The organism is Streptomyces sp. NPDC107765, assembly GCF_055657085.1.
Map to the genome: position 1 here is coordinate 172,105 of NZ_JBVKBL010000012.1, position 15,552 is coordinate 187,656.

The following is a 15,552-nucleotide window of genomic DNA, read 5'->3' on the forward strand; positions in this document are numbered from 1 at the left end:
CTCGCGACGCGAGAAACCGCCAGTGCGTTTTCCACCCGTTGCACCGTTTTGCTGCGGATATACCCAGCGGTATGGCCGAGATGGCTGCCTCGCATCCCTCGCTCAATCTCGGCTACCGGATGTGATCGCCGCCGCCTACGATCCCGAATTGTGTCCGCCGTTGACCACTGGTGACGGCCGCGTCCCCTGGGGCCGAGCACGCTCCGCGAGGCAGCGCTGCTCGCCCACCGCACCCGGTGATACGGGCGGGTGGCGGAGGGCCTGGCCGCCCGCAGGGCAGCGCGGGCACGGCCTGAGGGGGAATCATGATGGGGAAATCGGGGGGCGGCAGGCCGGCCTACGCGCCGGCCTGCCGGGACCCACAACGCGCACTGCCACTTCCACCGGCACCTCTCCGCCTGCTGCGGACCGCATCCGCGTCCTTGCCGCCCTCGCTGACGGCCACCGTCGCGGCTGCCACGGATGCCGTCATCGCCGCCGCGCGCCGCCACTCCCGGCCGTACGCGGCACCGCTCTATCTGGACGCGTCCCGCCCCCGCCGGGGGACCGTGCGCCGCCGACGAGAACGGGACTGCCCATGAACGCCTCGAGCAGTACGCCCGGCACCGGGCTGCAGTTCACCCACCCCTACCTCGCCGTGGTGCTCGGCGGCGGCTTCACGGGCATGCTCGCCGCGGCGGCACTGTCCGAGTACGCCGAGGTCATCGTCGTCGAGCGGGAGCGGCTGCCGCGGACCCCGGCGCTGCCGACCGACCTGCCGCACGCCCGGCACGCGCATCTGCTCGCCGCGGACGGTGCCCGGATGGTCGAGGCCCTGGTTCCCGGCAGCGTCGAGCGCTGGCTGGCGGAGGGCGCCCGCCGGGTTCCGGTGCCGGCGGAGCTGGCCGGCCGCGGTCCGCTGGGCTGGTCGGACCGGCGCTGTCCGCCGCATCTGATCGCCTGTTCCCGCGACCTGCTCGACCGGGTCGTCCGCCAGCAGGTACCCGCCCGCCCCGGGGTGGCCGTCATCGACGGCACCGAAGCGGAGGAGCTGACCGGCACCGCGGAACACGTCACCGGGGTGCGGGTCCGCGACACCACGACCGGCGAAACGTATCGTCTCGACGCCGACCTGGTCGTCGACGCCACCGGCCGCCACTCCACCAGCCGGGCGCGCCTCGCCGCCCTGGGACTGCCGCGGGTGGCCGAGGATCTCGCGGACTCCGCGACCGTCTCGGCGACGCGGATCTTCCGCGCCCCCGAGGGCAGCGACAACGTCCCGGTGCTGACCTCCCGTTCGGGCCTTGTCGCGCCGCCGCCCGGTCGTTCCGGCGCGGCCCGCAGCGTCGCCGGGCGCGCCCTCCGGGTGCGGGCCGTCCCGGAGCGGACCGCGACGCTGGTGCCGATCGAGGGCGGCCGCTGGCTGGTCACGCTCACCGGCACCGGCGAGGACCGGCCGACCCAGCACGCCGGCCGGTTCGTGCCGTTCGCCCGGCGCGCGGGGGACCCCCGCATCGGCGACCTCCTCGCCGAGGCCGAGCCGCTGAGCGAGGTGCGGCTGTCCCGCGACACGGTCAACCGGCGGCGGCGCTACGAACAACTGCCGTCCTGGCCCTCGGGATTCCTCGCGCTGGGCGGCGCGGTGGCCGCGCTCAGCCCCGATTTCGGCCAGGGCCTCTCGCTCGCCGCCCACAGCGCCACCGCGCTGCGCGAGGCGCTGGGCCGGTACGGCATGGACGATCCGGCGCTCGCCCGGAGGGTCCAGCGCACCGTCGGGCGCCTGGTCGACGAGCTCTGGTCCCTGGCCACCGGTGTGCCCGGCCACTCCCCCGCCGCCGGCCGGGCCACCGTCTGCCGCGCCTACGTCGATGTCGTCACCGGCGGCCCGCGTCCGGCACCGTTCCTGCGCGGCCCGGCCGCTCTCGCCATGCTGCGGGACACGTCCCTGACCCGTCCGGTCACCGGCGCCGCGGACTGGGAGGCGCCCCCGCTCCCCGTCCCGCCCGCCGCATCCGGCGCGCCCACCGGGTCCGGCGCCCCGCCCGAGGTCTCGCCGGCCGCGGCCGCCGCACCGTCCGCGGTCTCGGCCGCCCCCGCCACCCGGCGCCTCCCCCGCCCACGCGGCTTCCGGCCGACGGCCCTGCGCCGCACCGGCGGCGCCGGACACCGTAAACCGGCCGAGGGCTGACCCCGCGGCCGCCTGCCGGGCCGTACGGGCCGTGGGGGAGTTCGGTCGCCCGGCATCTACGGGGAAGGGCGCCTATCGGTCGGATGGACTGGCGGTCTTACCGGAACGGGCCGTGCTGCCCGGGGAGTTGGTGGCCGGCCTGGGGCTGAGGGGGAAGCCGGCCGGCTCGGCGGCCAACCGGATCAAGGCGATCCGTCTGCCGGGCGAGCTGTGGCAGGGCGTCGTCTGCCGCCCGAAGGCGCTGGCCGGGGTGGCTATGGCATGGCGCAGGCGCGGGCGGGCGGCGTCGACCTCTCGGCGGAGCTGGGGATCGTGAAGTGGGTCCCGCCGGTACCGGTTTCGATGAGCGAGGAGGTCGAGCCGGACCCGATCTGCTGCCGTGGATCCGGGCAAGGGCGGCACGGAGTACGAGCAGCCGCCGCCCGGGCCGCTCTCGTGCGCCGTCCGTCGCGGCCCGCTTCCGCCTCCGGTATCAGGATCGTCCGCTCAGGGTGGCCCCCTGTGGCTGTTCCTGTCCCAGGAGGCGCCGGGCGAGGTGGAGCGGGGCGTGCGGGTCGCGGGCCGGGGCGGGGGCCTGGCTGCGGTGCGAGGGGAGGCGTTCGACGGTGGTCGTACCGGTGTCGGACTCCAGGGCCGGCGCATAGCCCGCGGCACGCAGCGCGTCCAGGGTGGCGGTCGGTGGACGGCCGCTGACCAGGACGGTCGGGGCGATGGCGCGCAGGGCGAGATCGCGCAGTGCGCGGTGGCCGGCGAGTTCCCGGACGAGTGTTTCGTCGTCGGAGCGGATGCAGCAGGCGGCGGGCAGCACCCGCATCCGTCCGTGGGCGCGGGCGGCGTCCCGCACGAGGTAGTGCAGCGGCTGGGGCAGGCCGCCGGTTGCCGAGGCCCCGGTGAGTTCCGTGAGGAGGGTGTCGGCGGAGTGTCCGGCGTCCAGCGCGCGGCGGACCGATGCGGGGGTGAACCGCCAGGTCACGGCGTGTTCCTCGGACTCCCGGTCGGCGGCGGAGGCGAGCAGCCCGGCAAGCGCGGCGGACGGACGGCCGGGTACGACGGCGGTCAGGTCGGCCTGGAAGTGGGCCTGTTCGAGCGGTGGCGGCAGCAGGTCGCCGAGCGGCTCGGCGAGGGCGTCCGGGCCGTTGAGCAGGGCCCGCCCGAGGGGGGTGAGGGTGCCGTGCGCGACGAGGCCCAGGTAGGCCGCTTCGTGGAGGGTGTGGACGGCGCGTTCCTCGGCCATCGGCTGTCGGGTGACGGCGAGCGGGCGGTACCAGTCCGCCGCCCGGAGGAGGTCCGCCAACGGCCCCTCGGCGGGCTCCGGTTGCTCCGAGGCTCCCGTGGACGGCAGGGGCGGCAGGGGCGCTCCGGCGCCGGAGGGGACGGTGTCCAGGGCGGCGAGGAGGGCGTGCCGGAGGGCGGGGGCGTGCCGGTCGCTGCCGCGGACGAGGGCGCTCGGGGTCTCTCCGAACGGTGTGTGGGTGGGAACGGCCCACAGGGTGGACCAGGCGGCGAGGACGGGGGCGAGGCGGGCGCCGGGCGGGCGCTCCAGCCAGTCGTCGTAGGCGCCGGTGGGGAGCGCGGTGATGCCCGTCGGGGTACGCGTGAGGGCGATCAGCTCGGCGGCCAGGGCGAGGTCGAGGAGCAGGCGGACGTGCGGTTCGGTGGCGCCGGCGGCCTTGGCCAGCCGTTTGATCTCCCGTACGGCCAGTCCGCCGGACTTGCGGAGGGCGGCGGGCCGGGTGGCCAGGGAGGCCAGCAGGCGCTCCAGGGTGGCGGCGAAGGCGGCCGCGGCGGCCCGGGACTCGTCGTACGGCGAGGTCGCCGGGACCGGTGCGGCGGGCGTGCCGGGGTCGGCGCTCGGGTCCGGGGCGAGCCGTGGGGCGTCGGGGCGGAACGGGCCGAGGTCGTGGGCGCCGAGGAGTTGGGGGGCGCGCGGCGGGACGACGACGGCGCCGTCCTCGGTGGGCGCGGCGAGGCCGTCGTCGTAAAGGGCGCGCAGGGCCGCCTCGGCGGCGGAACGCGCCGGTCCGGGCCGGTCGGCGCCGAGCGCGGCGAACACGTCCTGGGGCGGGACCGGTGCGCCTGCCAGGTGGGCGAAGGAGAGCCGGTGCGCCATCAGGGACTGGTAGTCGGCGCCGGGCGCGGGAGCGGTGCGTCCGGTGCGTTCCTGGCTGAGCCGGGCGGTGGTGGCGAGTACCTGGAGCCGGGGGTGGTCGAGGTGCAGCACCAGGTGGTGGAGGGTTTCGTAGGACCACAACGCGGTTGCCAGGCCGCGGAGTTCGGTGGGGGCGGGGCGGCGGGCGAGCGGCTCGGCGTGGCGGGTGAGGAGTGCGGCGAGCTGCTCGGGGGTGCGGCGGGCGAGGGCGCGGGTGAGTGTGTCGAGACCTTCCACGGCCTTGAGGTTAGTCATCGTGCGAGCAGGGTGGTGACGGCGCCTACGGGGTCGGGGTCGGCGGGGCCGGCGGGCCACCAGTCCTCGGCGCCCGGTTCGGATTCGTACGGGTACCAGCGGTGGTCGCGGCCGAAGCGGAGCTGGATGCCGCGCGCCGGGTCGGTGAGGTGGTTGTGGTGGGGGCGGAGGGCCGGGAGGTCCGCGGCGCGGAGGGCGCTGCGGGCCCGGTCGAAGTCGCCGGCCGGGGGGTTCCAGGTGCTGTGGAGGAGGGCGAGTCCTTCGGGTCCGCCCTGCCGCCAGGCGGCGACGGAGCGGGCCACGTCCGTGGGGGTTCGTCCGGTCGCCGCGGCGAGATCGCGGTAGAGGGTGCGGGTGGCGGAGGTCAGTCCGGCGGTGGGGTGGGCCGTGGCGGCGAGGCGTACGGCGTCCTCCCAGGGCGGGAGTTCCGGGAAGGGGCCGGTGGGGGCAGGCCGTCCGCCGGGGCCGGCGGCGGCGGTGATGCAGGCGTGGGCGCGGGCCGCGGCGTCGGCGGCGAGCAGTTCGAGGGTGGCGGGGTCGAAGGGCAGGCCGTCGCCGTCGGGGAGGGCATGCGGCCGGCCGGGCTGCGGCGGTGCGGGCAGGGGCGGCGGGAGGGCCGGCCGGGGGCGGTCGGCGAGGGCGGCGCGGGCGAGGACGGGGCGCGGCGCGGGCGTCCCCGGCGCGGCTGCGGCCGGCTCCTCGCCGGTGGCACGGGGGCGCCCGGAGGGCCCGGACGGCGCCGGGTCGGCGGCGCCCCTGCTGCTGGTGGGCGGTGCCGCGCCGTCCGGTGTCCTGGTGCGGGCCTCCCCTGCGGTGAGGGCGGTGTTACGGCGGGAGAGCGCGTCGAGGAGTTCACGCTCGCCGCGGCCGCGCATCAGCAGCAGCACGAACGGGTCGGCGTCCAGCAGCCTGGCCACCTGGAAGCAGAGCGCGGCGGCGTGTTTGCAGGGCCTGCCGTGGTCGGGGCACGAGCAGCGGGGGACGAGATCGCCCGGCCCGGGAAGGAGACCCACCTCGCCCTCGGCCAGGGTCCGCGGGAGCTTTTTGGCCAGCAGGGCGGCGAGCTGGTCCGGTTCCGCGGCGACGGCGTCCAGGAGGCCGTCCCATTGGTGGTCGCTGAGGGTGCGCAGGCGGATCTCGGCGCTGTAGGGGCGGGGCCTGCTGCCCCGTACGGTGGCGAGGACGCGGCCCGGGGTGAGATTGATGGTGTCGACGTGGCCGTCGCGGGCGTAGGTCCGTCCGCGGGCGAGCCGGGCGCTGTCGAGCGCGGTGGTCTCCAGTGCGTCCAGCCAGGCGCTGCCCCACCAGGACTCGGCGAACAGGCCCCGGGCGCCGGGCCGGGGCGGCAGGGGCGGGAAGGTACGCGTACGGTCGGCGCGGGCCAGCCGGTCCGCGGCGGCAGCGCGCCCCGAGGGGCGACGGGGGATCATCCGGCCCTCCTCAGGGAAACGAGATCGGCCAGCTCGGCGTCGGAGAGCTCGGTGAGTGCGGTCTCCCCTCCGGAGAGCACGGCATCGGCCAGCGCCCTCTTGGCGGCGAGGAGTTGGGCGATGTTGTCCTCCACGGTGCCTTCGGTGATCAGCCGGTGGACCTGTACGGGCTGGGTCTGGCCGATGCGGTAGGCGCGGTCGGTGGCCTGTTCCTCCACCGCCGGGTTCCACCAGCGGTCGTAGTGGATCACATGTCCGGCGCGGGTCAGGTTCAGACCGGTGCCCGCCGCCTTCAAGGACAGCAGGAAGACCGGGGCGTGCCCTGACTGGAACCGGTCGACCATCTTCTCCCGTTCGGCGACGGGCGTTCCGCCGTGCAGCAGTTGGGCGGGGATGCCGCGGGCGGCCAGATGGCGTTCGAGGAGCCGGGCCATGCTCACGTACTGGGTGAAGACCAGGGTGGAGCCGCCCTCGGCGAGGATCGTCTCCAGGAGTTCGTCGAGGAGTTCGAGCTTCCCGGAGCGGGCGGCCAGGCCCGGGGCGGTCTCCTTGAGGTACTGCGCGGGGTGGTTGCAGATCTGTTTGAGGGCCGTGAGCAGCTTCATGACCAGGCCGCGGCGGGTCATGCCCTCGGCGGTCTCGATCCGGGCGAGGGTCTCGCGGACCACGGCCTGATACAGGGCGGCCTGTTCGCGTCCGAGGGCGACCGGGTGGTCGGTCTCCGTCTTGGGCGGGAGCTCGGGGGCGATCCCCGGGTCGGACTTCTTGCGGCGCAGGACGAACGGGCGCACCAGTCTCGCCAACCGCTCGGCGGCCTGCGGATCCTGGCCGCCCTCGACCTCGCGGGCGTGCAGGGCCCGGAACGTCTTCAGCGGGCCGAGCAGGCCGGGCGTGGTCCAGTCGAGGAGCGCCCACAGCTCGGAGAGGTTGTTCTCGACCGGCGTGCCCGTGAGCGCGATCCGGGCCGGCGCCTTGATGCCGCGCAGCGCCTTGGCCGTGGACGAGCGGGAGTTCTTCACGTGCTGCGCCTCGTCGGCGACGACCCAGGCCCAGCGCCGGGCGGCCAGTTGGGCGGCGCTGCTGCGCATCGTGCCGTACGTCGTCAGCACGAAGCCGCCCGTCAGGCCCTCCAGGCTGCGGCCGGTGCCGTGGAAGCGCCGTACGGGCGTGCCGGGGGCGAAGCGCTCGATCTCGCGCTGCCAGTTGCCGAGGAGGGAGGCCGGGCAGACCACCAGGACGGGGTCGGTGGGGCGCCGGTGCTGGTGGAGGGCGATGACGGTGATGGTCTTGCCCAGGCCCATGTCGTCGGCCAGGCAGCCGCCGAGGCCGAGGGTGGTCATGGTGTCGAGCCAGGTCATGCCCCGTAGTTGGTAGTCGCGGAGCGTCGCGCGCAGTCCGGACGGCTGGGGCAGGGCGTGCGCTTCGGAGGTGAGGCGGCCGCGCAGCGCGGCGAGCGCCCCCAGAGGCACCACCTCGACCTGCTCCCCGTCCACCTCGGCGGTGCCGTTGAGCGTCGCGGCGAGGGCGTCGGCCGGCTCCAGATAGCCCAGCTCCCGCTTACGGGCCTTGCGCACGAGCCCGGGGTCCACCAGGACCCACTGGTCGCGCAGCCGGACGACGGGCCGGTGCGCCTCGGCGAGCTCGTCCATCTCGGCCTCGGTCAGCGGGAGTCCGTCCATCGCCAGCTGCCAGCGGAATTGCAGCAGCTGGCCGGTGTCGAAGAACCCGAAGCCGTCCGCGGCGGAGCCCGGCGCCGGGCGCAGCACCGCGGCCGCGGTCAGCCCGCGGGCCAGTTCCCTGGGCCAGTGGACGGCGATGCCCGCGGCCCCGAGCCGGGGCGCGGCATCCCCCAGCAGCTCGTACAACTCGTCCTCCCCGAGGGGGAGTACGTCGGGGACCGGGCGCTCCAGGAGGCGGGTCAGCGGGGCCCAGACGCGGGCGGCACGGCGCAGCGCGAGCAGGGTGTCGACGCGGGAGCGCGGACCGAAGTGGTCGGGTCCCTCGCCGTCCCACAACTGCCGGGCGTCGGCGATCAGCGTCGGGTCCGTGAGGCTCTGCACCTGCAGCACCACCGCCGCGCTCCCCTCGCCGCCCTCTTCGCTCTCCCCCGTGACGTCGAAGAGCCGGTCCGGCGCGAGATCGAGCCGCAGGGACAGCCGTACCCCCGCGTCGACACCGGCCGCGACCTCGGCGGCCCAGTCGCGCGCACCGGGGAGGCGCTGCGGTGCGTACGCGGCGAACGGGGCGCCGGCCACCAGCTCGGCGGCGGGGGTACGGGGCAGCGCGTCCACCACCGCGTCCACATAGCGCCGCACCAGGTCGACGGGGTCGGGCAGGTGCAGCGGGCGGCTGTCGGGGAGGGGGACGGCGTAGGCCTCGGCGGGCATGGCGGCGGCGATCGCCCGGAGGTGCGCGATGTCGTCCGGGTCGAGCGGGCCGGCCCGCCAGGCGTCGGTGTCCTCGGGCGTCAGCCCCGGCAGCAGCCGCCCGCGCGCGGCGAGATGCAGGGCGTGCAGAGTGGCAGCTCCCCAGCAGGCAGCCGCCGGGTCTGCGGCCGGATCGTGCCGGGCGCGGACCAGCAGGGGTACGGCCTCGGCCACCGGCAGCAGCACGGCCGGAACCGTACGCGCCCGGGCGCCGCTGCCATGACGCCGGGCCACGGTCAGCTGCGTCACCTCCGCGACCGTGTGCTGCGGGCCGTCGTCGCGGGCATCGGTGCCGGGCTCCGGGAGCGGCCCGCCGTCGGGTCGCCAGAGCGCGATCCGGCCGGCGCGGGGCGGCTGCGCGGGCAGGAAGACCGCGGCACAGCAGGCCGCGGCGGCGTACCCGCCGTCCTCCCACCGCTCACTCATGCCGTCTCCTGACGTCCGAATCCTCCGGCTCCTGCCGTCTCCCGATGAAAGCAGACGGCACTGACAACGCCGACGGCCGGCGGGGGCGGCGGGCGCTGGGCGGCGGAGTTATCCACAGGCAGAAAAAATCTCGTCGCGGATCCGCAGCGATCGGCTACAGTCAGTTACATCATCACTCTCCGTGATCAAGTAGCGACGATCGACGGACGGGCCCTCCCGTCCCCGCCGCCACTCCACACCGAAAGGCAGCCCGATGCACAACACTCCGACGCCCGAACAACGCGCCGCCGCCGAGCTCTTTCCGACGGGCGCCCACCTCGTCATCCAGGCCGGTGCCGGCACCGGCAAGACGACGACGCTGGGAATGCTCGCGCACTCCGCGCGACGGCAGGGCCGGCTCGGCCGCTACATCGCCTTCAACAGGGCCGTCGCCCGCCACGCCGCCCGGACGTTCCCCAGCGAGGTCGCCTGCGGAACCGCCCACGCCCTCGCCTACACCGCCGTGGGCAGGCGCTATCAGTCCCGGATGAACGCCCCACGGCAAGCGGGCTGGCGCACCGGCGCAGCCCTGGGCATCGAGGACGGCATATCCTTACGCATCGGTGCGCGCACGGTCACCCACAAGGCACTTTCCTATACGGCCCTGCGCACCGTGACCCGCTTCTGCCACTCGGCCGACCGCGAGATCCGCGCCCGGCACGTCCCGCCCCTGCGCGGCGCCGAACCCCCGCCGCTGCACGCCCACCTCGCCGAGGTCGTTCTGCCGTACGCCCGCAAGGCATGGGCCGATCTGCAGCGCCCCGATCACGGCGTGGTCCGCTTCGAGCACGACCACTACCTGAAGATGTGGGCCCTGACCGAGCCCGTCATCCCGGCCGACTTCCTGCTCCTGGACGAGGCCCAGGACACCAATCCCGTCGTCGAGCAGGTCTTCACGGCACAGCGCGACCACGCCCAGCTGGTGCTGGTCGGCGACTCCGCCCAGGCCATCTACGGCTGGCGCGGCGCCCGCGACGTGATGACCGGTTTCGACGGCAGCCGGCTGACCCTCTCCCATTCCTTCCGCTTCGGACCGGCGCTGGCGGCCGAGGCCAACCGCTGGCTCGCGATCGTCGACGCACCGATCCGGCTCAGAGGCGCGCCGGACCGGAAGACGGAGCTGCGCCCGGTCCGCTCCCCCGAGGCCATTCTGTGCCGGACCAACGTGGGGGCGATGGTGGAGGTGATACGACAGCTGGAGGCGGGCCGCCGGGTCGCCCTCGCGGGCGGCGGCGAGACCTTGAGCTCCCTGGCTCGCGCCGTGCACGACCTCGAAACCGGACGCCGGACCAGCCATCCGGAGCTGATGCTCTTCGAGACCTGGGCCGAGCTACGCGAATACGCGGAGTTCGATCCGGCCGGACGGGACCTCCTGCCACTGGTGGAACTCGTCGACGAGCACGGCACGGACGCCGTGCTCCAGGCCCTGGACCGGCTCTCGCCCGAGGACTCCGCCGAGGTGACGGTGTCCACGGCCCATCGGGCCAAGGGCCGCGAGTGGCCGAGCGTACGCATCGCGGACGACTTCACGGGCCCCGATGACCTCGACGAGTGCGACGAAACCGGCCGGCCGCTCCCCGGGCCCATCGACGTGGACGAGGCGCGCCTGGCGTACGTGGCCGTGACCCGCGCCCGCTCGCAGCTCGACATCGGCGGGCTGTCCTGGATCAACGGCCACCCGGCAGGCGATCCCCGCCCCACCGACAGGGCCGCCACGAAGACGAAGACCTGCAAGGACGAGGGGGCCTGCCAAGGAGAGGAAGACCAGTGACTGACTCACGGATCAGGAGGATCCTGGAGGGTGAAGTGGGAGATGATGCCGATGCGTACGGGAAATGAGCCCCTGCAGGCACGCAGCCCGCTGAAAATACGCTGCGGCCTGGCCCTGTGGGGACTGCTGTGGGCCGTCGCCGGGGCCGTGGCCTTCGCCGACTTCGGGCGGCCGGAATGGGCGGCCGCGTGTGCCGCACTCGCCATGGTGGCGGCCGCGGACCTGATCATGGTCATTCGCCATATCCGCCAGGGGCCGCACTACCAACCGGGCAAGGACGTACCCCCGTACGAGCCCGACCGGGGCCGGAACGACGCCTTCGGCATACGCAGCGACAGGGACCGCCGACGCGGAAGCAGACCGTGACACGGCAGCCGGTGTGACGCGGCAGGCGGCCGTAGGAAGCGATCGGTCGCAGGCCGTACGTGGGGAGGCGGGGCAGCCGAACGTCGCTGCCGGCGGCGGGCCGGCGTCCCCTCCTCCGGTTCCGTCCCTACCTACTCGGTCCCGAGTTCGGATCCCTACCTACTCCGGTCCCACGTCGCCTTCCGGCCGGCCGGGAGTGTCCTTCGGAGCCCGGTCACCAGGAGCCCGGTCACCGTTGTCCGTGGCGTCCGGGGCGAAGCGGGCCGCCTGGATGAACTCCGGGCGGGGATCGAGGGCCGCCGCCAGCCGGAAGTGGCGGAGCGCCTCGTCAGGACGGGCAGCACGCTCCAGGGTGCGGGCGAGCGCGAAGTGGGCGAAGGCGTTGTCGGGCTCGCGCTCCAGCACGATCTGGAACTCGAGCTCCGCCGGCCGTAGTTGGGCGGCGAGGAAGAAGGCACGTGCGCGCAGCAGGCGGGCCGCGGTGTTCTCCGGATGCGCGGTGATGACCGAGTCCAGCAACCGGATCGCGCCGCGGGGGTCGCGGGCAGCCAGCAGCTGCTCCGCGGCACGAAAGTCGATGACATGTGTCTCGGGGCTGCTCTCGGGCACGGCCTACTCCTCTCCACCGGCGTCGCCGTCGGTGCAGGCATGCATCCGCCACGGACCGTACGGCGTTACCAGGGGCCACAACAACCCTGCCGCTCACGGCATTCCCCGGCCCCGGCGGAGCCGAGCCAGCCAGGGACGCTCGGCCGGGCCCACCCTCCGCTGCCCTCCTGGTCATGCCGCCAGAGGGCCGCTAGAGGCTGATGTGGTACGCCTTGCGGAGCGTCTCGTGGACGGTCCAGCGGGTGCGGTCGCCCTCGCGGAGGATGCAGGCGTCGCCGGGGCCCACCTCGAGGACCGAGCCGCCCTCGACCTCGATGGTGGCGCGTCCGCTGACGACAACGAACAGCTCGTTGGCCTCGGTGTCGGTCACCACACCCGGCGTGATCTGCCAGATACCGCGGATCTGCCGGCCGTCCGGAGACTCCCACAGCACCTTCCCCGTCACCTCGGGCGCACCGGAGACGATCTGCGAGGGGTCCAGCGGCTCCGGCTCCAGGTCGGCGTCCGCGACGCCGGGGATGTTCACGACGAAAGAGGGAGGCGCCGATTCGGCGGCGGAAGGTGAGGAGACGGGCTCAGCCACCGGTTCGGCCGCGGGCTCGTCGGCCGGGGCTTTGGCGTCAAGATCGGAAGCAGCAGTCATGGCGGCGAGGGTACCGCCCACCTGTTCGAGCCCGGCAGCCACTCCCCCACCCGGCCGGGACCCGCCCCCCAGCGGCGCCGGTACCCGCTCCCGCCCGCCGCCCCGACACCGGTCCCCCCAGCCAGCCCCGCCCCCATTCCCGCCCACCGGCCCGACGCACGTCGCCTCAGCCAGCCCCGCACCCATCCCCCTCCGGGTCCGGACAGGTCACTGCGGTGGCCTCAAGCGTTGCGCAGGCGTTCCCATACCTTGCGGACCTGGGGTTCCAGGGCCTCCAAAGGGCCGTCGTTGTCGATGACGAGGTCGGCGATCGCGAGTCGCTGTTCGCGGGTGGCCTGGGCGGCCATTCGGGACTTCGCCTCGTCCTCCGTCATGCCGCGCAGCCGTACCAGGCGGTCCAGCTGGGTTTCGGGGGCGGCGTCGATCACCACCACCAGGTCGTAGAGCGGCGCCAGGCCGTTCTCCGTGAGTAGGGGGACGTCGTGCACGACCACCGCGTCCGGGCCCGCCGATGCCTCGAGTTCCGCGGACCGCGCACCCACCAAGGGGTGCACGATCGCATTGAGCGCCTGGAGTTTCGCGGGGTCGGCGAACACGATGCCGCCCAGCTTGGGGCGGTCCAGCGTGCCGTCCGGTGCGAGGACGTCCTCCCCGAACTCCTCGACCACCGCCGCGAGTCCGGGCGTACCCGGCTCGACGACCTCGCGTGCGATCTTGTCCGCGTCCACGATGACCGCGCCGTACGACGCCAGCAGTCGTGAAACCTCACTCTTGCCCGCGCCGATGCCGCCGGTCAGCCCCACCTTCACCATGGGCCCACGCTATACGGTGCCCGGAGCGGGCCGCTGCGGGGGAAGCGAGATCCGGGAGGGGGCCGGGGAGGCCCGGGGAGGACTGGGGAGGCCGGGCGAGGGCCCGGAGACGCGGAGGGGGCGGGGGCGGGGCGTCAGGCGCCGGGTCCGCCGCCGTCGCCCTCCCGTTCCGCCAGGAAGCGCTCGAATTCCCGGCCGATCTCGTCGGCCGAGGGGAGCTCCACCGGTTCGGCCACCAGGCTGCCCCGGGTCTCGGCACCGGCCACCGCGTCGTACTGGTGCTCCAGCCCGCTGACCAGCGCGACCAGCTCCTCGTCGCCCTCGGAGATCTGCCGCTCGATCTCCTCCTGGGTGCGCAGCGCCTCCGTACGCAACGCATGCGCCGGGCCGGGCAGCACCAGGCCGGTCGCCCCCGTCACGGCCTCCAGGACCGTCAGCGCGGCGTCCGGGTAAGCGGAGCGGGCGATGTAGTGCGGCACATGCGCCGCCACGCCGAGCACATCGTGCCCCGCCTCCGCCAGGCGGTATTCGATCAGCGCCTCCGCGCTGCCCGGCACCTGGGCCTCGTCGAAGAAGCTGGCGTGCCCAGGCATCAGGTCGGTGCGGTTGCCGTGGGGGGTGATGCCGACCGGGCGGGTGTGCGGAACGCCCATGGGGATGCCGTGGAAGTTGACCGAGAGACGCACCCCGAGACGCTCGACGATCTCCTTCACGGCGGCCGCGAAGCGCTCCCACTCGACGTCCGGCTCCGGGCCGGAGAGCAGCAGGAAGGGTGCATCGGTGGTGTCGCGCACCAGCCTCAGCTCGATGCTCGGCGTCTCGTAGGCGCTCCAGCGGTTGCGCTCGAAGGTGAGCAGCGGGCGGCGGGCGCGGTAGTCGATGAGGCGGTCGTGGTCGAAGCGGGCCACGACCCGGTGCGGCAGGCCGTCCAGCAGCCGACGGACGATCTGATCGCCGGTCTCACCGGCGTCGATGTACCCGTCGAAGTGGTACAGCAGCACCAGTCCGGCGGAGTCCCTGGAGGCCAACGCCTCGACCTCCGCGAGCCCGCTCGGCTCCCATTCGTACAACCCCTGGGGATCCAACACAGTGACCGCTCCTCCTCGTTCTCATGAACGGCAACGCGCGGTCGCCCGCCGGCATTCCCGCCCGTGGATATGACCCGGTCCCGTACCGGACAGTTCCCGCCACCGCCGGACCCCACCGTTCCGCGACAGGCCGTCCCCTGCCGTGCGCTACTTCGGGAGGGCCCGGCCTTCTCCCTCTTGCCATTCAGGAATGTGGCCCCAACTTGCCTCCCCCGCATGCGACTTGAGCTGCCCCCACTCCCCGGTTGAAGCCTTGACGCACCCGCCTCCCACCTCTACCGTCAGCCCGACCTACCGAGGTTCATAAAACCGCTCAATGTTCACATACAAGAAGGAAGTTGGAGCCCATGGCGATACCGAGTGAGAGGCGCACCGACCCGCCCCCGAGAAGCCTGCCGAACCAGCCGTCCGAGCGGTGCACGTGTCCGTGTGTGCGGAGGTACCGGCGCCGTACTGCTGAGCGCCGCCTCGCTGGTCCCGCTGGCCGCTCCGGCCGCCGCCGGCCCCCTGGCTGGGCCCGGGCCGGCCGCGACCGTCCGCGTCGTCGAGGTCTCGACGGCCGGGGAGCTCAAGGACGCCCTCACCGCCGCCGGGACCCCCACCTCCCGCATCACGCTGACCGGTTCGCCCCGGGCAGTGCTCACCGCGGGCGGCGGCTACGGCCTGTATGTGAACGGCGCCTCCTACTGGACCGTCAAGGGGATCACCGTCACCGGCGGCCAGAAGGGGATCGTGAGGGACGCCGCGAGGGGGTCGTCATCGATTCCGTCACCGTGCACGACCTGGACATGGAGGGCCTGCACTTCCGGAAGTCCAGCAAGAACGGCGTCATCAGGAACTCGATCATCCGGAACACCGGCAAGAACGGCAGCGGGATGGGCGAGGGCGTCTACGTCGGCAGTGCGGGCGGCACCGACGACAAGAGCGACAACGTGCAGATCCTCGGCAACACCATCGGCCCCGGGGTCGGCGGCGAGAACATCGACATCAAGGAGGGCACCACCGGCGCGAAGATCAGCGGCAACACCTTCGACGGGAGCGGGCTGACGGGCGCCCATTTCGACGACTCATGGGTCGACATCAAGGGCAACAAGGTGCTCGTCGAGAACAACACGGGCAGGCACACCAGCAACAACGGCTACGAGACCCACAGCCAGCAGCCGGGCCGGGGTTGCGGCACGGTCTTCCGGGGCAACCGGTCCGATCTGAGCGGCGCCACCGGATCCGGACGCTACGGCTTCAACATCACCGACTACGACGCTTCCGGTTGCCCGGTCACCATCACGGGGGACAACACCGTCACGGGCGGCCGCGGCGTCGCCAATCCCGGCGTCCCCGTGGGCTGACGCGCCGACTGACGCGCCGACTGAC

Annotated in this window: 10 protein-coding genes and 1 pseudogene; 4 read left to right on the forward strand and 7 right to left on the reverse strand. The window is 74.1% G+C overall.

Annotated features, from left to right (window positions below):
* Window positions 1-577 precede the first annotated feature (577 nt).
* The gene (locus ACZ7MX_RS27350; protein ID WP_472135879.1) at window positions 578-2,167 is read left to right on the forward strand and encodes an FAD-dependent monooxygenase; all 1,590 of its coding nucleotides are present in this window, start codon (window positions 578-580) and stop codon (window positions 2,165-2,167) included.
* A 472-nt stretch (window positions 2,168-2,639) separates the two neighbouring features.
* On the opposite strand, the gene ACZ7MX_RS27355 is transcribed toward ACZ7MX_RS27350, so the two are convergent.
* Genes ACZ7MX_RS27355 through ACZ7MX_RS27365 form a run of 3 tightly spaced genes read right to left on the reverse strand, consistent with a single transcriptional unit; the run spans window position 2,640 to window position 8,853 of the window.
* The gene (locus ACZ7MX_RS27355; RefSeq protein ID WP_472135880.1) at window positions 2,640-4,553 is read right to left on the reverse strand and encodes a helicase-associated domain-containing protein; all 1,914 of its coding nucleotides are present in this window, start codon (window positions 4,551-4,553) and stop codon (window positions 2,640-2,642) included.
* A 14-nt stretch (window positions 4,554-4,567) separates the two neighbouring features.
* The gene (locus ACZ7MX_RS27360; protein WP_472135881.1) at window positions 4,568-6,001 is read right to left on the reverse strand and encodes an SWIM zinc finger family protein; all 1,434 of its coding nucleotides are present in this window, start codon (window positions 5,999-6,001) and stop codon (window positions 4,568-4,570) included.
* On the reverse strand, window positions 5,998-8,853 hold the full coding sequence (locus ACZ7MX_RS27365) for a DEAD/DEAH box helicase (RefSeq protein WP_472135882.1): 2,856 nt from the start codon (window positions 8,851-8,853) through the stop codon (window positions 5,998-6,000). The genes ACZ7MX_RS27360 and ACZ7MX_RS27365 overlap by 4 nt, the downstream gene beginning before the upstream one ends.
* 253 nt (window positions 8,854-9,106) lie before the next feature.
* On the opposite strand from ACZ7MX_RS27365, the gene ACZ7MX_RS27370 reads away from it, so the two are divergent.
* Entirely contained in the window at window positions 9,107-10,663 is a 1,557-nt protein-coding gene (locus ACZ7MX_RS27370; RefSeq protein ID WP_472135883.1) for a UvrD-helicase domain-containing protein, read from the forward strand.
* Between the two features lie 30 nt (window positions 10,664-10,693).
* On the forward strand, window positions 10,694-11,029 hold the full coding sequence (locus tag ACZ7MX_RS27375; RefSeq protein WP_472135884.1) for a DUF6343 family protein: 336 nt from the start codon (window positions 10,694-10,696) through the stop codon (window positions 11,027-11,029).
* Window positions 11,030-11,188: 159 nt separating this feature from the next.
* Here ACZ7MX_RS27375 and ACZ7MX_RS27380 read toward each other — a convergent pair whose 3' ends face one another.
* From ACZ7MX_RS27380 to ACZ7MX_RS27395, 4 genes are all read right to left on the reverse strand, one after another.
* Window positions 11,189-11,638, reverse strand: a complete 450-nt coding sequence (locus ACZ7MX_RS27380; protein ID WP_472135885.1) for a tetratricopeptide repeat protein — start codon at window positions 11,636-11,638, stop codon at window positions 11,189-11,191.
* Window positions 11,639-11,828: 190 nt separating this feature from the next.
* Complete coding sequence (locus tag ACZ7MX_RS27385) at window positions 11,829-12,281, reverse strand: cupin domain-containing protein (protein WP_472135886.1); 453 nt, start codon at window positions 12,279-12,281, stop codon at window positions 11,829-11,831.
* A 221-nt stretch (window positions 12,282-12,502) separates the two neighbouring features.
* On the reverse strand, window positions 12,503-13,093 hold the full coding sequence (coaE, locus tag ACZ7MX_RS27390; protein ID WP_472135887.1) for a dephospho-CoA kinase: 591 nt from the start codon (window positions 13,091-13,093) through the stop codon (window positions 12,503-12,505).
* A 134-nt stretch (window positions 13,094-13,227) separates the two neighbouring features.
* Window positions 13,228-14,181: a PAC2 family protein gene (locus ACZ7MX_RS27395; RefSeq protein WP_472135888.1), complete on the reverse strand. Its 954-nt coding sequence runs from the start codon at window positions 14,179-14,181 to the stop codon at window positions 13,228-13,230.
* Between the two features lie 453 nt (window positions 14,182-14,634).
* On the opposite strand from ACZ7MX_RS27395, the pseudogene ACZ7MX_RS27400 reads away from it, so the two are divergent.
* Window positions 14,635-15,527, forward strand: a pseudogene (locus ACZ7MX_RS27400) (right-handed parallel beta-helix repeat-containing protein).
* Window positions 15,528-15,552 lie beyond the last annotated feature (25 nt).